The 20,087-nt window shown below is 48.0% G+C and carries 9 protein-coding genes; 3 read left to right on the top strand and 6 right to left on the bottom strand.

Annotated elements, in window-relative coordinates; all coding sequences use genetic code 11:
• Positions 1-16 precede the first annotated feature (16 nt).
• The 3 genes from QZ135_RS14255 to QZ135_RS14245 all read left to right on the top strand — a co-directional run bounded on the left by QZ135_RS14255 (position 17) and on the right by QZ135_RS14245 (position 4,174).
• Positions 17-1,465 carry a DEAD/DEAH box helicase gene (locus QZ135_RS14255; RefSeq protein WP_294610568.1) on the top strand — a complete coding sequence of 483 codons (1,449 nt, stop codon included), beginning with the start codon at positions 17-19 and terminating at the stop codon, positions 1,463-1,465.
• 207 nt (positions 1,466-1,672) lie between these two features.
• Positions 1,673-3,277, top strand: a complete 1,605-nt coding sequence (locus tag QZ135_RS14250) for a HAMP domain-containing sensor histidine kinase (RefSeq protein ID WP_294610528.1) — start codon at positions 1,673-1,675, stop codon at positions 3,275-3,277.
• Positions 3,278-3,316: 39 nt separating this feature from the next.
• Positions 3,317-4,174 (top strand): MBL fold metallo-hydrolase, encoded by an 858-nt coding sequence (locus tag QZ135_RS14245; RefSeq protein ID WP_294610525.1) that lies wholly within the window; start codon positions 3,317-3,319, stop codon positions 4,172-4,174.
• Positions 4,175-4,262: 88 nt separating this feature from the next.
• On the opposite strand, the gene QZ135_RS14240 is transcribed toward QZ135_RS14245, so the two are convergent.
• The 6 genes from QZ135_RS14240 to QZ135_RS14215 form a co-directional block, all read right to left on the bottom strand.
• Positions 4,263-7,526, bottom strand: a complete 3,264-nt coding sequence (locus QZ135_RS14240; RefSeq protein WP_294610565.1) for a glycoside hydrolase family 2 TIM barrel-domain containing protein — start codon at positions 7,524-7,526, stop codon at positions 4,263-4,265.
• A 95-nt stretch (positions 7,527-7,621) separates the two neighbouring features.
• Positions 7,622-9,550: a heparinase II/III family protein gene (locus QZ135_RS14235; RefSeq protein WP_294610522.1), complete on the bottom strand. Its 1,929-nt coding sequence runs from the start codon at positions 9,548-9,550 to the stop codon at positions 7,622-7,624.
• Between the two features lie 5 nt (positions 9,551-9,555).
• Positions 9,556-10,938 (bottom strand): Gfo/Idh/MocA family oxidoreductase, encoded by a 1,383-nt coding sequence (locus QZ135_RS14230; RefSeq protein ID WP_294610519.1) that lies wholly within the window; start codon positions 10,936-10,938, stop codon positions 9,556-9,558.
• A 14-nt stretch (positions 10,939-10,952) separates the two neighbouring features.
• A complete protein-coding gene (locus QZ135_RS14225) occupies positions 10,953-12,392 on the bottom strand; it encodes an alpha-L-fucosidase (RefSeq protein ID WP_294610515.1) in 1,440 nt (479 codons plus the stop codon).
• Positions 12,389-15,694, bottom strand: coding sequence for a glycoside hydrolase family 88 protein (locus QZ135_RS14220; RefSeq protein ID WP_294610512.1), 3,306 nt, complete (start codon positions 15,692-15,694; stop codon positions 12,389-12,391). The genes QZ135_RS14225 and QZ135_RS14220 overlap by 4 nt, the downstream gene beginning before the upstream one ends.
• A gap of 329 nt (positions 15,695-16,023) precedes the next feature.
• On the bottom strand, positions 16,024-20,070 hold the full coding sequence (locus QZ135_RS14215) for a hybrid sensor histidine kinase/response regulator transcription factor (protein WP_294610509.1): 4,047 nt from the start codon (positions 20,068-20,070) through the stop codon (positions 16,024-16,026).
• Positions 20,071-20,087: the final 17 nt, after the last annotated feature.

Below are 20,087 nucleotides of genomic sequence, written 5' to 3'. Positions count from 1 at the left end.
GTAATAAAAAGAAATGATGACATTTAAACAGATGAATATTTCGGAGCCGGTGTGCCGTGCGCTCCTCGAAAAAAACTATTCTACCCCTACACTTATCCAAGAACAAGCTATACCCGAAGCCCTGACTGGGCGTGATTTGTTGGGACTGGCGCAAACCGGAACCGGCAAAACCGCCGCTTTCGCCGTACCCATCATCGAGCAATTGCTTGCCGCTCCTATGCCCCAACGCAAAGGTGCTCCGCGTAGCATCCGTGCGCTTATCCTGACTCCAACCCGGGAGTTGGCGATTCAGATTGATGAATCGTTGGCGGACTATACACGCTATACGACCTTGCGCCACACGGTTATCTTCGGCGGAGTGAAACAAAAGTCGCAAACCGATGAACTTCGTGCCGGGACGGACGTCCTGACGGCTACTCCCGGACGTTTGCTTGACCTGATATCGCAAGGCTTTATCCGCCTCGACGATGTTCGCCACTTCGTTCTTGATGAGGCCGACCGTATGCTCGACATGGGATTTATCCATGACGTCAAACGCCTCTTGCCCAAGCTCCCGCCCAAGAAGCAAACCCTTTTCTTCTCGGCCACCATGCCCGATAGTATCGACCGTCTTGCCAAGAGTTTGTTGCACAATCCGGCGCGTGTGGAAGTAACTCCGGCATCCAGTGTTGTGGAGATTATCAGCCAGTCCGTCTACCGGGTAGAGAAACCTCAGAAGAAAGAATTGTTGGCTCAATTGTTGCTCGGAGAGGCAGGCCATCAGGTGCTGGTTTTCTCCCGTACCAAGCATGGGGCGGATAACATTGCCCGCTACCTGTCTCGTCGTGGCATTGCTTGCGAAAGCATACATGGAGACAAGTCACAGAATGCCCGCCAACGTGCGTTGAGCAACTTTAAGGAAGGGCGCTCCAATGTGATTATTGCTACGGATATTGCTGCCCGGGGCATCGATATAAAAGGTCTGGACCTGGTTCTCAATTTTGATTTACCTGATGTTCCGGAGACCTACGTGCACCGTATCGGACGTACTGGACGTGCGGGTTGCGAAGGACGTGCCATTGCTTTTTGCTCAAGCGAAGAAGCCCCCATGTTACGTGAGATAGAGAAACTTACGGGTATAAAGCTGGTGCAACAAAAGCACAATTTACCTTCTTTGGGAGAGCCTGCCGCTTCTCCTACTACTTCTTCTGCTACCCAAAACGTTGCATCGAAATCGCAAAGCCGCACTCAGGGAGGAAAATCTCAGAACAATAGGAGGCGGGAGGACAGAAAGAGACCGGTCGAACCAACCGGAAGCACTCAAAAGGCGGTGGTATCTGCCGAAAAGCCCAAGCGAAATAATAACCGTCCCGAAAGACCTCGACCTGTCCAGCAATCCGGGCAGAAGAAGTCGGGTTCAGGGAAGCCGGAGCCGTCACCTAAAAGTTCGGCAAAGTTGCGTTCGCGCTACGAAAACTATGATTGAAAGTTGTATATGCTTTTGAAGTACTTGTAAAATAAAATAGGTTTCCCTTTATCTTACTTTGTGTGAAAAGGAAAATATTTAATATTTAAAAACTTGGTAAAAAATGCTCTATTGTCTTTAAAAGTTTGTATATTAGCGGCTTGAATGCTTGGAGGAAAAAACGAGAATTCGTTCCGAGTAGTCTAAACTTAAGGAACTAAAGACTATATGACCAAAAGCAAGGAAAGTTTAAGTGTATTTCTACTTCAGTTTTTAGAACGGTTGAATGACCATGAATCTATTGAAAGGAAAATCACGAAGTCGTTGATAGACATTTGTAATTACTATGGATTCAAGAAAGGGTTTGTTTATCAAACGGATGGCTTCCGCTATTTCTTTTTGAAGGAAACCATCGGAAATGAAGGTGGCACCCTGAGGTCTCGTTTTGAAATGGGAGAGATGACCACACAACATTCTGATCGTATAGAGGCTGGAAAGAAACCCTTTTATACACGTAAGGGTGGGAATATATCTTTGTCCGATATGGATATTTTGGATTTTTATGGAGTGGATTCTTTGCTAATCAGGCAATTCGAAGATTCCGAAGGCAAGATTATCGGATTTATCGGGTTTGCGGATAGGGAAGAAGCCTCGATACCTTTCGCCGAAGACGAGCTCCAGATGATTCATCTGATATTGGGCTCGCTCTCCAAGGAGATAGCGGTCAGGGAATATAAGGAAAGAGAAGTGCGGGCAAGCAACACGCTGGGTAGCATTATGAACAATATGGGAGTGGACATTTATGTGAACTCTTTCGATTCTCATGACATGCTATATGCCAATGCGTCTATGGCCGCCCCGTATGGCGGCATCAGGCATTTTGAGGGGAAGAAGTGCTGGCAAGCGCTCTACACCGATAAAACGGGTGAGTGTGAGTTCTGCCCTAAAAGGCACTTGATTGATGAAAACGGCCAGCCCACCAGGGTTTACTCCTGGGACTATCAACGCCCGTTCGACAAATGCTGGTTTCGCGTGTTCAGTGCCGCATTCCCCTGGATAGACGGACAGATGGCGCACGTCATCACCAGTGTCGACATCGACCATCAGAAAAAGATAGAAGAAGAATTAAGGATAGCCAAGGAGAAGGCGGAGAATCTGGACCGCCTGAAGTCGGCTTTCCTGGCCAATATGAGTCATGAAATCCGTACTCCGTTGAATGCGATTGTCGGTTTTGCAAGTATACTCGTTGAGGAGGAGGATAAAGAAGAACGTCAGGGGTATATTGAAATCATGCAGGAGAACACAGAGTTGCTCTTGCAATTGATATCCGATATTCTGGATTTGTCGAAGATAGAGGCGGGGACGCTCGACTTCAATATGGGGTATCTGAACATCAAAGACTTTTGTGAGGACATACTTCGTGGTTACGACATCAAGGAAGATAAACTTGTGCCGGTGTTGCTGGCTTCTAATTTGCCCGATTATCGTATTTATACGGACAAGAAGCGTTTGATGCAGGTTATCACAAACTTTATCAATAATGCCCTTAAGTTTACGAGCGAAGGGCAAATCACTCTCGAGTATCACTTTAAGGAGGATACCAATGAGATAGAATTCTCCGTAACAGATACGGGTATCGGTATTGCTCCGGATGCGGTGGGGCAGGTGTTCGACCGCTTTGTGAAACTTAATACTTTTTCCAAAGGCACCGGTCTGGGATTGTCCATCTGCCGGAGTATTATCGAGCATCTTGGCGGCACTATCGGGCTTGAGTCTGAGGTAGGCGTCGGTAGCCGTTTCTGGTTTACGCATCCTTGTGCCGAGTCGGCATAATCAAAACTATTATTCATGAACTAAAAAATTAGTAGGCCAATGAAGAACAAAACATGGAAATATTGGGTTGTTGCATCAGTTGCATTGTTGCTGGTAGGTTGTGGCGGCGGTGCAAAGAAACAAACTAATGAGGAAGCAAGTATGGATAGTACAACTATGACATGTGACGGTTTGAAAACCTTACAACTGGATGGAGTGAAGGTCACCTGGATACAGGATAATGCAAAAGAGCGTCTTATGGAGAGGACGCTTTTCGCCGATGCCAGTGATGAGCTGATAGATAGCTTGAAGTTGGCGGATGGGATACCTTCGTCTATGAGCACTTTTCTGGTAAAAACGGATGGTGTCCGGATTTTGTTTGATACGGGAATGGGAGCGCCGGATAGCCGTTTATTGTCGGGGTTGGCCTCTTTGGGAGTAACCCCCGCTGATATCAAGTATCTGTATCTCACCCACTTCCACGGTGACCACATCGGAGGGATGATGAAGGGAGATAGCATTGTCTTCCCTAATGCCGAGGTGTATGCATCGAAAGTGGAGTATGATGCCTGGCTCAAGATGCCTTCCGATAGGAATGCGCAAGTGGTGAAGACCATGAACGCTTATAAGGACCGTTTGCACCTGTTTGAATTTGGTGAAACCTTACCGGGGAATGTGGTTGCCATGAATGCGGAAGGGCACACTCCCGGCCATACGGTGTACCAGGCGGGCAAGCTATTGGTGATAGCCGATTTGATTCACGGAGCCGCTCTTCAATTGGAACATCCCGAAATCTGTGCTGCGTATGATATGGATAAGGATGCGGCGGTGAAGTCACGTAAACACTTCCTCCGGTATGCCAAGGAAAATGGATTGACAATGGCGGGAATGCATTTGCCGCCTCCGGGATTTAAATAGTATATCAAATATTGAAAGTGTCCCTCAAAGTTAGATACTATAACTTTTTGAGGGACACTTTTAGGTTAGAAAAACTGTGTAAAGTTGATTAATAAATAAGTTTGGTCTTTGGGCCGATATCTTTTGCCTCTGATATTGGAATAAGAGTAAAACCCCAATTATACTCTTTATCTGAATAAATGGTAGCATCGTCAGTTGGTCTTGCCCCCCAACTGTTATATCCGCCTACTCCCTGTTGTTTCCAGTCGAGGCAAATTTCAATGAAATTCCGTGGAGTAAGTTCATGTGCATGGGTCTGTTTGGGCAATACATCTTTGGCTTCCGTCTCATTCCTGTTGGCAATTTCTGTTGCCGAGAAGTTTTTCCATTGATAAGGAGCATCGGCTTCCTGAGAATCCAAATCTTCTACGGTGTAACGTAATGCATTGAACCCGATCAGGCTATCTGCCTGTATTAACAGCCCTTTGTTTTTTTTATTCATAATAGCCAGCCAGCGAGTATCTGTGTGATGCCCGTTTTCTTGCGGACGAACATAAGGATGATATAAATCATCTGCGTGGGTGCGATATAAGTTGACTAATGTCCCCTTAAAACGGTCACAATAGTTTTCTTCCGGCCCACGTCCGAAGTATTGAATATTTTGCATGGCAAGAGGAACCCGGAAACGTACTCCAATGCGAGGAACTTCCAGAATATTCCTTCTCTCCATATCCGATCTGGCCTGCGGACTATAAGTTGCCGTCAATTCAGCCTCAGATTTGCTTATCGTTGCCTCGTTCTGATGTATAGGAGTGAACCTGGCAGAAACATGGATGACTCCGTTTGGATAAACACGATAAGATACGATGTAGTTGTTGCCGGCAGGTAAGGCATAATTTACGGTAAGGGTTACAGAGTGTTTGCCTTTCTTGATATCATAAGCTTTCACACTGAAATTCTTGCTGGAGTCTTTCCATATTTGCAGACGCTTGGGGGCACCGTTTCCATAATCATTATCGTTGGGAGCTCTCCAGAAATTAGGTTGAATCCCGAAATTCTCACTGAAATATTCGGTGCCATCCACCTGATAACTTGTTGGAATACCCCTGACTTTATCGAACACGAACGTGAACCCGGGAGATGAGAGACTGATGGACTGCATCTGGTCATTAACCTGAATATCTGTATTTTTAGCCGGTATATAGGCTTTCTTCTTTGCAGAAACAGGCAGTTCAAACTGGTCGTAGGCGATGATATGATTGGCAGGAACCAATGGCTCTGCCTGTTTGGTTCTGACTTCAAAGTTTATGAAATACTCAACACCGGGCTCTGCCTTAAGCTTGCCTACCGGAAGAGTTATGGTTCTACTTTCCTGCGGGGCGAGTGAAAGGGGGAGTGTTGCTTTCTTTATTATTTTATGATTGGCTTTGATTTGATATTCTACCAGATACCTGGACAAATCAGTGAAGTAAAAGCGGTTGGTAATCCGTATTTCTCCTTTATCCAGATCTATGGCTTCAAAACCTACGTTCTGGTGAGTATATTTCACTTCCGCCATTCCCGGATGAGGTTTCTGGTCCGGACCGATGATGCCGTCAGCTACGAAATTGCCATCGGATGGGAGATTCGTACCATAATCACCTCCATACGTCCAGTATGGGTTACCCTTATCATCATAGGCAAGTAGAGAGTGGTCTATCCATTCCCACAAATACCCCCCTTGCAGATGCGGATATTTATATATCGCCTGCCACTGACCATATAAATCTCCCGTAGAGTTTCCCATGGCATGAGCATATTCCGACGGCACTACGGGACGGTCTGCACCTTCTTTGCCTATTTCCTCAAGCCAGGCGGCAGACGGGTATTGCGGCACATACATGTCGGTGTTCCATTCCCAAAGCGCCCGTTCATAGCATACCGGACGGTTCATTAGTTGCTTGGCTTTTTCTTTAAGAAACAGATAAGCCTGATAAAAGTTATATCCGTTTCCGGCCTCGTTGCCAAGCGACCAGATGGTGACGGACGGGTAATTCTTGTTTCTTTCGAACATATTCTCCACGCGATACAAATGATTGGCCAGCCATGCAGGATTATTTCCCAATGTTCCTCCTTTTTTGAGATTATAGTACATCCCGTGCGACTCTATGTTAGCTTCATCATAAACATACAATCCATACCGGTCGCACATTTCATAGAATTTACGGTCTTGCGGATAATGACTCAGGCGTACCGAGTTAATGCCGTTTTGTTTCATTAACTCGAAGTTCCTCTTCATCTCTGCGGGACTTACATAATGCCCGGTGTATTGACTCACTTCATGAATATTGACACCTTTCAATTTGATGGGCTGTCCGTTTACATAAAAGAGGTTCAGTTTCTTTCCATTGATTTCTATATCGCTTTCTTTAATTTCAATCCGGCGGAAGCCAACATGAAAAGGTATTACTTCTTCTTTCCCGTTGTGGGCTACGGCAATCAGTAACTTATATAAATTGGGATGTTCTGAAGTCCAGGTGGCTACATGGTCTATTTCAGTTCCGAAGTTTAGAGTTTGTCCTCCGGCAGGTATGTGGGCAGTCCGGGCAGAGGTACTTACCACCTTTCCTTTCGAATCCAGCAATTCATAGCGCACGGTTGCCGGAGACGGATTCTTCGATAGAGTATTCTTTACATCCACTTCCAGCTTGAAAATACCCTTTTCATATTTATCGTCAAGCGTAGAGATTACCCGGAAATCATTTACTGCCACGCGAGCCTGAGACCAAAGAAATACATCCCGCTCGATGCCACTGATTCGCCAAAAGTCCTGGCATTCCAGAAAGGAAGCGGTGCTCCATCGGTATATTTTAACCGACAGCACGTTATTTCCATCGCGAAGATACGGATTGATAAGGAATTCGGCCGGATTCTTGGAATCCTCGCTGTATCCTATTTCCTTGCCGTTGATATAAACATAGGTTGCTGACCGCGCTCCACCGATGTGCAGATAGATATCCCTGTCTTTCCAGTCCGACGGAATTTCTATATTCCGACGATACACACCCATAGGACTGTAGTCCGGCAAATGTGGTGGATTGGGATTCCTGGGTTGGAATTCATACCCATGATTAATGTAGATGGGGGAACCGAAACCCTGTACTTCCCAGTTGCCGGGAACTTTGATATCTGCCCATCCTGAGGTGTCCGTGTCTGCATCCGTGATGTTCTTCGGTGCGTTCCGGTCGTCTTCGATATAATAGAATTTCCAGGTGCCATTCAAGAGCTGATAGAACTTGCTTTGTTCATACTCTCCGGTCAGTGCGGCTGCCCGGTCATTATAGGTCATGAAGGTGGTGTGTGGTTTCTCTTTATTCACTTGCAGCACATTCATATCACGCCAATACGGTATCTTTTCGTTTTGAGAAGAAGCGGTATGCACTGCCGTGACGGATAGTGTTGTGAGTAGTAATAAACCTTTTATATTCATCATTTTATTCTAATGGATTTAATGGTTGTTTTATATATGCCTTGGACTTGCACATTTGAGGCTTCCAGTATGATGCGGGTCAGTTCATTGCCCCATACACGGGTTAAACGCGGGTCTTTGACTTCCAGTGTCTCAATGGTAGCGTTCAGTTGCAGTGGGTTATAGGTCAATTCTACAATTTCATTGTTACTATTGATCCGGATAGTTCCCGGTTGAATGATTTTTGCGTCACCCCATACGATGAAGTGCTGCCGATTGGGAACTGACGGGTTATCCAGTTGGAAATCGTCTTCAATATGCAGCGTGTTGGCTGCCAACCGATAAGTACGTTGCCATTTCTCTATGCCCGCTTTTGGGGGATATGCACCTGCTATGTCCATCGAGAAGGTTTTCTTATCAGGATTCGCTTCCACCTGTCTGGCTTTGTATGCCCGTCCATATTCTTGTTGCTGTCCATTGATTTGCGGCAGGTTATGGTAATCACTTTGCATGGTCCATATCGTATACCGGTCTTTACTGAAAGTCTTACCGGTGTAAGTCTCCACACCGATGTCTACAATGACAGGTTGGTTGTTTACATATAGATTGAATGTCCCTACATCGTTATGATTATGGCTCTCGTCATTGTACCCGGCTTTAGCTGCCAGAAACAGAGTCTTATTGGCGAGATAACAAAATTGAGTTTCCGGATAATAAGTATATGGAATGTGCGGATGGGCCGGAGGGTAAGAGCCTATTTCCCGGTCATAGCGGAAACTCTCAAGGGTACGTAACATATCCCTTTCAATAGTTACGGGGCGATAATGCTGTTTTTTGAGATAAGCGGAAAATTCTTTCAGCTCTTTACTATCCACTTTGTCGCCGTAACGGGCTATGAGATGATAATCCAACTGTTCTCTGGCAGATGCATCGGCAAAGTTTACCACCCAACCGTTTCCGACATAAGAACGCGAAATATATTCTCCCATATTTTTGATTATCGGATTGCTGAAAAGGGAAATCTTGCCATTGGTCGCATTGTATATCAGGTGCAGATAGTCGAATAGTTTTCCTGCGGAGTGTCCCCAATAGGACGGTCCCTCTTCGCAGGCACCATCGCTTTTGGTGTAGTTGATATATTTATCTACGGACACCATGCTGCGATATACGGCTTTTGCCAGTTTTTCCCGGTCGTTTTCCAACAACAGGAAGCATTGCAGGATATTCGAATTGCACCATGTGTTCCAATTATTCACGAAACCCTTGTCCCCGTCCACATTGAACGCCATCCACCAGAAACGGTCTTCTTTCATATAAGGTATAAGGATGCGCTCCCTGATTTCCTCGCGAAGCCGTTCGGAGAAATGGGGAGCGACTTTGTCGAATTCTTCATGCAGGAAATAATGAATCCAGGAAAGAGTAGCCGCTACATCAGTGGACACGAGTGCAAGCACATGGTCGTTTTTCACAGGAAAGGAGCCGCCTGCCCGTTGTGAAACCACGTGTGCCGAAATGGCCCAGGAAGTCATCTCGCAGATTTGGAACACCCCGTTCAACAACCCATCCACGAAACGTCCCTTTCCCTCCGCCAGTTCTGCCATGAACAGGCTGGTGATGGCATAGATGTTGGCATTGTAGATGTCCGCCATCTGATTACGGTTTCCGGTACGTGTATATTCCAGATAGTCTGTGGCTTTCACTAACTGCCATTGATAAGAGAGATATTTCTCTCCTTGCTCAATGCAATACGCTGCATTATCTCCCAGAAATGATGCCCAGCCCTCACGATTATTATAATCAGGATAAGGTATCCATTTCTGGTTGGGTACAAGCCATTCTGTGAGGGTCTGCACATTCGCTTGTTTCTGAAGCAAGTTGCGTTCCTGATATGCTTCTGCCGACAGGGTTATCAGCAGAAGCATACAGCATAAATAGATTTTAGGTCGCATATAAGTTATTGGGCGAATTTCAGTCCGTTAAGTTTGTTCCAGCCGCCACGGGTGAAGTCCGGTATTTCCACGGGGGCGCTGTTGTTATCCAATGAAATCTCCGTTAGCGGGATGAGGCAGCACCATTCTGCCAGGTCATATACGTCCATGTCCAGTGGCAAGCCGTTTTGCAGGCAGTAAATCAGGCGGTAATCCATGATGAAGTCCATGCCGCCGTGTCCTCCCACTTGTTTGGCTAACTCTTCGATGTCCTTCACGATGGGATGTTTGTATTTCTCCATCAGAGCCTCTTTCACTTCTTCGGGTACGAAGTCGTGTGCATTCAGGTTTTCGTGGTTGGCGGCAATTTCAGGATCAATCTCTCCGCCGTCGAGGGCATAACCGGAAACCGGATACTTATTGGCAAACCCTTTGGTTCCGGTGAGCTGATACATCCGGTTGTAGGGGCGTGGCGAGGTAACATTGTGTTCTATCAGGATGCTCTTTCCTTTTTCAGTGCCAATCAGCGTGCAGGTGTGTTCGCCATTGCGGAAATCAGTCACTTCTTCGCCTGTTTTTTCTTTGATGAACGCCGGGTTGCCTACCGCTTTAGTATCTATTGATACCAGATAATTCATTTTGTCGCCCCGATGGATGTTCATTGCCTGGCATACGGGCCCCAGTCCGTGGGTGGGATACACATCTCCGCGGTGTTTACGGTTATAGTCCATACGCCAGTTATTCCAGTATTGCTCCCAATAAGGTTGCAGACCATGAATATAGGCGCCTTCACCATGCAGAACTTCACCGAACAGCCCTTGCTGTGCCATGTTCAGCGTGGTCAGTTCAAAGAAGTCATATACGCAATTCTCCAGTTGCATGCAGTGCTTGCGTGTTTCTTCCGAGGTGTTGATGAGGCCCCAGATTTCGTCCATATTCATTGCGGCAGGCACTTCGATGGCCACATGCTTTCCGTCCTTCATGGCCTGTATTCCCATTTTAGCATGGCTCTTCCAGTCCGTAGCAATATAAATAAGGTCTACATTGGGCAAAGCGGTGATTTTTCTCCATACGGAAGTGTCTCCGTAGAATTCCTGCGCTTTGGGCAGGCCGCGTTCTTCCAGTATTTTATTGGCACGTTTTGTATTTTCCTGTTCCACATCGCACAAGGCTATGATTTCTACTCCCGGTATGTGAGTCATGCGACTCACCGCTCCGGGGCCTCGCATCCCCAATCCGATAAAGGCTACACGCACAATGGGAATAGGGGCGCAAGCTAACTCCAGCACATCAGTCTGTCCTGCCGGACGTTCGGGAGTGGGAGTGGGGATGACTCTGTTACATTCTTGGGTCTGGCAGCCGTATAAGCACAAGGCGGCTGCAACAATCATCAGAAGATACTTTTTCATGTTCATTTATTTTTTTAAGTTAATGCTTGCTGGTATTGATTTTTATCATTCCTGTTGTCTTCCAGTTCTATTACGATGACAAAAGGCTGGTCGGGCGTAAATCCTTTGGGAATGGCGATCTGATAGAGCAGGTCGTTTTTCTTATTTCTTCCGCCGTCGATGATGTCCATTTCCCGTTTATCTGCCAACAGATAAGCTTTCCTGATTTTGACGGTACCTTTGGGCACTTCAAATTTCACCCGGTTATTTATCGGACGGTTGAAGACCGTAAGATAGAGTTTATTCTCTTTTTGGGTGAAATATCCCCAACCTTGCGGTTTGAGCTCGGATGCAGTGCAGGCATAGATGGCTTCGTTGTTGGTTTTCATCCATTTTCCTATCTCTCCGGCAATCCGGGTTTCTTCCGGGCGGATATTTCCTTTGCTGTCGGGACCGAAGTTCAGCACGAAATTGCCATCCATCGATACAGACTTGACCAGCATCTCTATCAGGTCGTAAGCTGTCTTGACATATCCCTTCCACTCAGAGTGATATCCCCATTGGTTTTCGGGGATGGTCATTACGCAGTCCCAGTCGTTGCCATAGAGTTCTTCCTTTGAGTTGGGCAAATCACGTTCCCAGCCCTGTTCATAATCACCCATGAGGTCACCGTTAGAGTCAGTGCCGCGTTTACCGTAGTCGTCGGGGCGGAAGCGGCTTCCGATAATGAGATCGGGCTTGAGGATGCGCAGTTCTTTCTCAAGGTTATCGGCAAACTCAGCTTCTTGTTTCCAGGCAGCGTGCCAGGTACCATCGAACCAAAGCCCTTTCAGTGTAGGATAGTTGGTGACGAGTTCGAGCAACTGGTTGCGGGTGAACTGTTTGAACCGTTCGTTCGCCAGGCTGTCTTCGGGGTTGTTGATACTGCCCCGGAAGTCCGGGTGATGCCAGTCCATGATGGAGAAATAGAGAATAACGTCTATGCCTTCGCGGTTATAAGCGTCTACCACTTGCTTTACGATATCTTTCTTATACGGACTGTTTGCAATGGTGAAATCAGTGTATTTGCTGGGCCACATGCAAAAGCCATCGTGGTGTTTGGTGGTAAAAATCAGGTAACGGGCACCCATTTCCTTTGCCTGGCGTGCCCATTTGCGAGCATCGAAGGCTGTAGGGTTAAACTCATTGCAGAGGTTGTCATACTCTTCATTGGGCACGAGGTCCCAAGAACGTATTTGTTCGGCGGCATAGTCATAATACTGTCCTTTCCAGAATCCTCCGGGAATGGAATACAATCCCCAATGTATGAATTGTCCCAGTCCGTGCTCGCGCCAACGCTGCATTTCAGGGTCTGTGCGTTTACCGATGCGGTGGGCACCGTGTTTCAGCGGGATGGAGGAGCGCTTTTCCTGTGCGTGAATCTCGGCGGAAAAGCAGATACATAAGCCGATTAGAAATAATGTAATTTTCTTCATAATCCGGTGTGTTCTTTTTCTTTTATTAGTATGGTTTGATTTTCAGTTTCATTTTCAGGATGATAGTACCAGACGATGCAATCCTGAATTACGCTGTCTTTCTGTTGCACCTTCGCTTCCAGGATGTTTTCGCCGAGTGCCAGTTTCACATTATCAAAGATGAAATGAACGGAAGTGGTTCCTTGCCTGGGGCTTCCCGCTTTCTTCCCGTTGATGTAGAGAGCAGGTTCGCCCTGGTTGGAGTAGACGGTGACGGAAGTGTCGGCACGATAGCGGTTTCTGTTTCTCCGGCCGGTGATGTACACCACGGGGGCTTTACTCCAGTTGGCCTTGTACCAGTAGAAGGGATCTTTCCGGACTTTCCGGTCAAACGTAACCATCCCTTTCATGTTTCGGGCTTCGACTTCTCCCTGCGATGACATGGGGGTGCAGAAGTCGAACATGTTCCAAAGGTAAGAGGCTGCCAGATAAGGGCAGTTGGCTATATATCCCCATTGTTCCTCATGGAGGCGTGTGGCGAAAGCTTCGTTATACTTTCTGGTGAATCCGCAGCAGTCACCCGCATCCCCTGTTACTTCATTTTGCTGGTCGATGTTGGCTTCGGCGCCGTATTCCGCCAGCATGATGTGGTGTCCGGGGTAATTCCGTTCCAGACTTTCAAGCCAGGGCTTGAGGTCCTGCATTTTGCGTTCATACCATCCGAAGTAGCGGTTGATGCCCTGAATGTCCGCTTGCATATTGACGGGATGTCCGGCATCTCCGTAGCCGTTGACGCTTACGGTGTACCGTCCCGGGTCTTCCGACTTTGCCAGGTCGTGCAGTTCGGCGGTAAGTTCAGCGGTGTAGTTGTGGGGGATATATACTTCATTGTGCAGCCCCCATACGTAGATGGACGGATGATTGTAATTCTGGCGAATCAGTTCGACTAATTGCTGGCGGGCATTGCCGGCCTCTTGCATGGTGACACGGTTGACGAATGGAATCTCAGCCCACACCAGGAAGCCAATGCTGTCGCATCGGGCATAGACGTATTCCGCTTGCTGATAATGTGCCAGCCGAATAGTAGCAGCTCCTATTTCGCGGATAAGGGAGAGGTCTTCGTCATGATGTGCATTTGTCAGGGCACTTCCCACGCCTAAGCGGTCCTGATGGCGGCATACGCCGTACATCGGTACGTGCTTTCCGTTCAGATAGAGGCCGTCTCCCTGCCGTAGCTCTATGTGGCGCACGCCAAGCGGCTGCGTCACTTCATCTATGATTCGTCCTTGGCGGTCTGCCAGTTGTGTGACGACTTTATACAGATAGGGGTCTTCCAGTCCCTGCCATAAGTGCGGGCGTTGCAATGTGAGTGGTTGCTCAAATGCCTGGCGTCCCTGGGGGGAAAGGGCTATGTCGTTTTGTAGTTTACTTTTCACACGGCCGTCTGTTTCGTAGATAGTGGTGGTTAACCGCAAGTCCAGCGTGTGATTGTATTTGTTTTCAAGTTTGGTGAGTATGCGTATGTCGGCGGATTTCCGGCTGACTTGTTTCTGCGTGATATAAATGCCCGGTGAGGCGTGGTCGGTAATGGCGATATGGGCTTTTTCGGTAATGACGAGTGACCCCGGGCGGTAGATGCCGCCGTATACGCCGAACAGGTTGTGATTCACAGGTATTACGTCCGGGCGTGAAGCATTGTCGGCGCAAACCAGTATCTCGTTCGGCTTTCCGAAGTTCAACAGAGGAGATATTTCGATGGCAAAAGCGGAGTATCCCCCTTCGTGTTTCCCCGCCAATGTGCCGTTGACGTAAACGCTTGCCGTGCTTGCCACGCCTTCGAAGCGCAGAAAGATGCGACGGTCCTTCAGTGAAATGCCGGGGGTATAGGTTTTCCGGTAACAGGCTTCTCCGGCATAGAAGTTGTTTTTGTCTGTTTGCATATCCGTGGCGTTCCAGGTGTGCGGAACGTCTACGGTTTGCCACTTCTGATTGCTGAATCCCCCTGTGATGGACTCGTCCGGAGAAAAGGGACTGGCGGCTGCCAGTATCGGATTCTGTTCGAAAGGTCCCTGCCTGAACGACCAGTCTTTGTTGAAGGGGAGGACGATTCTGCCTCCCGGTGCGGATGCCGCCTGATTGTCGGTGTCCGACGGGCTGTCGAGGCGGATAACTTCTGTTCCAGCGAGCAATAAGGCACCGGGCCCATACACGGAGGTCATGTCACGGGTTACGGTTTTAGGGTCTGCACCGATAGGTTGCACCCATCCCAGCCGGCCATCTCCGTCTATGGCGGAGGTGAGTGCGCTCCATGCCCTGACGATGGTGGGGTAGAAGGTCTTTCTCTCCAGCAAACCGTGGTTTACGCCATAGGCAAGTGCATAGGTGATGAGGGAAGTGGCGCTTGTTTCCGGCGAAGGATAGGCTGCGGAGTCGAGCAGGCTGGCATGCCAGAAGCCATCAGCGCTTTGCAGCCGGGCAAGGCGGGTGCATAGCTGCGCGAACAAGGCTTCGTAGAAGGAGCGGTGCTCAGACGACCGAGGCAGTACTTTGAGGATATTCACGAGTCCGGCGGCTACCCAACCGTTTCCTCTGCCCCAGAATATTTTTGCTCCATTCTGTTCCGTTCGGTCGAAGTAGCTTCCATCGCGATAGAACAGGCTGTCTGCGGGACTGTACAGATGATTGCAGGTGTTTCGGAACTGTTGGTCCATGAAGTCGGTGTACTTGCTTTCCTTCGTGATTGCTGCCATCCGGGCGTAAACGGGCGGTGCCATGAACAGGGCATCGCACCAGGTCCACGCCTGTTTGTTCAGGTAGCTCATATCCGGTTTTGGCGGATTGGCGATGATGGCATCCAGACGTTGCCGGGTGTCTTCCATCATTTTTTTGTCCTGATAGCAGTCGTACATGGCAAGATAGAATTGCCCTATGCACAATTCGTCGGCATGATACATGCCGTATTGGGGATGATGGATGAAGTTGCGCGGAAGCTGCCAGTTCATCTGTTCTCCTTTCTCGCGAAGCCATTCGCGGTAGGGTTCCGGTTCCCGGGCTATTGAACTCCATTCGGCCAGTCCGAGGAAGAACGTGGCGTTTGTCCAGGCATCGATACCATAGTCGTGCAGATGGAAAGCGTTGCCTTTGGCGGAATAGTGGAAATCGGCCATTTGCCTGTCTGTTACATTTTGCAGCGTATGGCGTATTTCTGCCTTTGGGGGCAGCGCTTCTCCGCCTTGGGCAACGCACGGATATGGAGAACCTATTGATAATATAAGGGATAGGACGCCGGTGGTGATGCAATTTTTCATGTTAATATTCAGCATACATTAAAGTCGTTAATAAACAGTTTTTTCGATGCACAAAAATAAGAGGCGTGCATGCTTTTCATGTTGCTGAAATGACTATTTGTTTTGCTCTAATCGGCTGCAGGGATGTTTGTAGGGGCGAAATGGAAAGATTTTATGTTTTGTCTGGAAACGAAAGCGCAGGCATCCGAAAATGCTTGCGCTTCCGTTTAAAAATGCTTGCGCTTCCATTTTTAACTCCTTGCGCAAGCATTTTTCCGACGGTTTTATGGGGGATAAAACGCCTTGTCTTTGGTGTTTCCTTTCGGGGTGTTTCTGACGGAGGAGAGGTGGCAGGCGGTTTCTATTTATTGATTCCCTTTCTTCCTCTTTTCAGCGTGCCTTTTGGCAAATGCAGTAGGTGTTTCGTCAAATTCCTTTTTGAATGTCGCAGTGAAATAAGACTGGCTTTCGATGCCCACCTGTTCCATGATTTCGCGTATGGACATGTCTTCCTCCACCAATAGCCGGGCAGCTTTTCGCAGGCGATATTGCAGGATGAACTCAACGATTGACTTATTGGTCAGACTCTTCACTTTATTATAGAGTTTGGAACGACTGATAGATAGTTCGGAAGCGATATAATTGACATCCATCTCCGATTGGTCGATGTTTTTCTCTACCACTGCGATGAACTGTTTCAGAAACTCCCTGTCCTGGCGGCTGCCCGCAAGCTCGGATGTATCGGCAAAGTAGTTCTTGGCATAATATTCCTGCAACTTCCGGCGTGTATTGAAGATGTTCTGCACCGAGGCACGCAGCAACTTAGAGTCGACGGGTTTCTCGAAATAAAGGTCGGCTCCCGAGTCCACACCCTCCAGTTTACTTTCCAGTCCGGTTTTGGCTGTGAGCAGGACGAACGGGATATGTGAGAGGTTTATATCGTTTTTCACTTCACGGCATAGTGTGATGCCATCTTTCACGGGCATCATAATATCACTGATAACCAGGTCGAAAGGATCTTTCCGTAATGCCTCGGCCGCCAATGCACCGTTGGCTGCCTCGGTCACTTCATAGTCTGCGGCAAGCGATTCTGCAATCAGCCCTCTCAGGTCGTCGTTATCCTCTACCAGTAGGATGTGTTTCTTTTCCGAAAGCAGCTTTTCGCTCGACTCGTCCAGCTCTGTTATGGCAACGGGGGAATCCGCTTCCTCCGTCTTCCTGTCTTCAAGGGCGTAGAAATGGTTCGATTTGGATAAGGCAACCACTATGTCCGTGCCCGATTCGCGTTCGCTGTATATCGTCAGTACACCTTTGTGCAACAATACTAAACTTTTCACCAGCGCCAGCCCGATGCCTGTGCCCAGGTGTGCATCGGCTTGGTCCGTATTGACTTTATAGAAACGTTCGAAAACGCTGGCTATCGAATCTTTGGATATGCCGATACCCGTGTCGCGCACCACAATGAGGAAAGCATCTTCCGGAATGACATCTCCTTGAACTGTGAAGTGATTGGCGTGTGAGGAACGGAAGCTCTCCACGTCATTGTATGTTTCTATGGAGATATGCCCTCCTTGCCGGGTATATTTGAAGGCATTGTTCAGTAAGTTGAGCAAAATCTTTTCCAGTATGTGCTTATCCGCATGAATGGGTATGGGCAACTCGTCGCATTTCACTTCAAAAGTCATTTCCTTCTGTAATGCATAGTTGCGGAAGTCGTAGGCGATGGCATTCACCATATGGTTCACATCCAACGGGGTTACCTGTAAAGGCATCTTGCCGTTTTCGATGGTGCGGAAGTCCATCAGCTCATTTACCAGGTTGAGAAGGCGTTGGGCGTTGTTGTCCAGAATGCGGTAATAGTCCGTTCGCCATCCTGTCTCCTGAAGCTTCTCCAGCACTGCGATTATCAGGAAAAGCGGGGTGCGGAAGTCGTGGGAGATGTTGGTGAAGAAGCGCAGTTGCGACTGGTGAATCTCCTCTTTCTTCTGTTTGTCCACAGCTTCCATGTAGAGTTGCAGCTTCATCTGTTTGCGGATGTTGTAATGGCGCAGGACGAAAAAGAGGATGCTTCCTGCAATCAGCATATAAACAATATAGGCAGGCAGGCTCAGCCAGGGGGCGGGCAGGCGTTTGATCTGTATCGCGTAAGGTGTGGAATTCCATACCCCGTTATTGTTGGCTGCCATGACTTCAAAAGTGTATTTGCCCGCCGGCACTTTCGTGTAGGAGGCAAGGCGCCCTGTCCCGCTGACTTCTGTCCAGCGGTCATCATATCCGCGCAGGCGGTAGCGGAAGAGGTTTTTATTGGGATTGAGATAGTTGTCCGAGGTAAAAGTGAAGCCGAATGTGGACTGGTTATGATTCAGTACGATGCTTCGGGGAAACCAGGCTGTATCGTTCTTAGCATCTCCCCCGGTAGGAATAGCCGGAACATTGTCTATCAGAAGATTGAGGATAATCAGGTTAGGCTGGCGCATATTGCGGCTTAATAGTTTGGGATTGAGCTTTGTGAAACCGTTTGTTCCGCCGAAGTAGAGTTCGCCCGTGCGACTTTTGAATGTGGATAGCGGATAAAACACCTGTCCCTGGGCACCGTCTTGCTTATCGAAGCGCAGATACTCATTGGAGGCCGTCTCGTAGCGGAACAGACCGTTGTCCGTGCCCAGCCAGAGATTGTTTTCATCATCAGTGCACAGACTGAGTATGGAGTAGACATTCCGTTGCAGGATTTCATCATGTATCCGGAACTCTTTGGTGCGTGTATTGAATCTGATTAATCCTTGCCCGACCGTACCGATCCATAAATCGCCGTTTCCATCGAAGCAGGCTGACTGGCAATTGAGCAAGCGGTTGTCCACCGAGAAACTTTCTGCGTGTCTGGAAGCTATGTCGAACATGTAAAGTCTTTCGGATACCAGCCAGAGCCGGTTGTTGTTCAGGCAGAAGTCGTGTATAAATTCATTTTTCTCGGATAGCGTATAGTGGGTGAACTTCTTTCGTGCAAACGAGTAAAAGGATATTTTCAGTTTGTTCAGTTGGTAGGCAATCCACAATCCGTTTTCACCATCGAGGATGATTTTTCGCAGGTCGTTTGTGAGTAACGAGTTGTCATTTCCCGGTTCGTGGCGGAAGTGGGTAAATTGCCGGGTTCGTGTGTCATAGCAATCCAGTCCGCCCCTGAACATGGCAATCCACAACCGTTGTTCCGAATCGTAGACGATGGATTTTGTGTTATCATATGCCAGACTGTTTGGGCTGCCGTTGTTTTTCAGGTAGGTGAATTCGCCGGTTTGCTTGTTCATCCGGTTTATGCCGCCCCCTTCGGTGGCAATCAGCAGATGAGTGTCATCTTCGGCAAATCCGCTTATCAGATTGTGATTTAATGGGCTGACCAGAGGGGTGAAACTTTTCAGCCAGACATTTTCGTCGAGATTGACATAGCAAAGACCGCCGGAATATGTACCTATCCACATATTTTCTTGCCTGTCCTTTGTAATGCACCAGATGGAGTTGTTCGGCAGGCTGAACGGGTCGGTTTCGGAATGCATGTAGCGTGTGTATTGCCCGGTTTCAGGGTTGAGGATATATAATCCTTTTTGGGTGGCGATCCAGACGGAATGTTTTTTATCGATGCTAATCATTTTGGTCAGTACGTTTCCGCCATTGTCCAGGTGGAAGAAATCGTAGAATTGCTCTACCGCTGCCGTCGGGATGTCGATGCGGAACAAGCCCCGGTCGGTAATCAGTACCCATAGTTTATTCCGGTCACGTGCCATGCTTTGTATCTCCATTCCTTTCTCGAAAGAGTAAAAAAGGGAGTATTTGTCCGAGTCGTAGCTATACCGGTAGATGGCATGGGCTGTGCTGACGAATAAGCTTGCTTCATCTCCGGTGTAGGATGTGCTCCACGAAAGCGGTTTCTTCCCGTAAAGCGGGGTGTGCAGCGAACCGTCCGGATGGCGGAAACTGATTTCACCGTCTCTGGTCATCCAGAGGTTATCATGTGCGTCTATATGTAAGTTTGCGATGGCTTGTTCGTTGACCTTGCAGAATGTATCGGCTCTCTTTTCATATATATAGAGTCCGCTGTTCGTCCCGGCATATATGTTGCCTTTGTCGTCCGTGCTGATGCTGTTGAACTGGGGTGTTTGGCCTAAATTCCGGCTTGTATCGGAAGAAAACACTTTGTGATAATTCTTGTGTGTATATCCGTCAAAGCGGTAGAGGTCGTTGTCTATGATGAACCAGACCAGTCCATCTTTATTCTGCACGATGGAGTTGATTCCGTTGTAGTAAAAACCACCTTCGGGTGAGAACGTATGAAAGCGATAAGGTTGCTTTCCGGCAGTGTTGCCGGTGATGGATAATAGCATGAAAATCCATCCGATGATAAATAGCTGTCTGTTTTTCATAAGCGTATGATTCTATG

This window comes from uncultured Bacteroides sp., from assembly GCF_905207245.1.
In the GTDB taxonomy this organism is placed as follows: Bacteria; Bacteroidota; Bacteroidia; order Bacteroidales; family Bacteroidaceae; genus Bacteroides.
Note: the sequence above shows the minus strand (reverse complement) of the source record. Positions and strands in the feature narration are given on the sequence as shown.

Coding starts and splice junctions, on each gene's coding strand:
- QZ135_RS14230 (WP_294610519.1), bottom strand. CDS start 10,938: ATGAAAAAGTATCTTCTGATGATTGTTGCAGCCGCCTTGTGCTTATAC.
- QZ135_RS14220 (WP_294610512.1), bottom strand. CDS start 15,694: ATGCTGAATATTAACATGAAAAATTGCATCACCACCGGCGTCCTATCC.
- QZ135_RS14245 (WP_294610525.1), top strand. CDS start 3,317: ATGAAGAACAAAACATGGAAATATTGGGTTGTTGCATCAGTTGCATTG.
- QZ135_RS14250 (WP_294610528.1), top strand. CDS start 1,673: ATGACCAAAAGCAAGGAAAGTTTAAGTGTATTTCTACTTCAGTTTTTA.
- QZ135_RS14225 (WP_294610515.1), bottom strand. CDS start 12,392: ATGAAGAAAATTACATTATTTCTAATCGGCTTATGTATCTGCTTTTCC.
- QZ135_RS14235 (WP_294610522.1), bottom strand. CDS start 9,550: ATGCGACCTAAAATCTATTTATGCTGTATGCTTCTGCTGATAACCCTG.
- QZ135_RS14215 (WP_294610509.1), bottom strand. CDS start 20,070: ATGAAAAACAGACAGCTATTTATCATCGGATGGATTTTCATGCTATTA.
- QZ135_RS14240 (WP_294610565.1), bottom strand. CDS start 7,526: ATGAATGTGCTGCAAGTGAATAAAGAGAAACCACACACCACCTTCATG.
- QZ135_RS14255 (WP_294610568.1), top strand. CDS start 17: ATGACATTTAAACAGATGAATATTTCGGAGCCGGTGTGCCGTGCGCTC.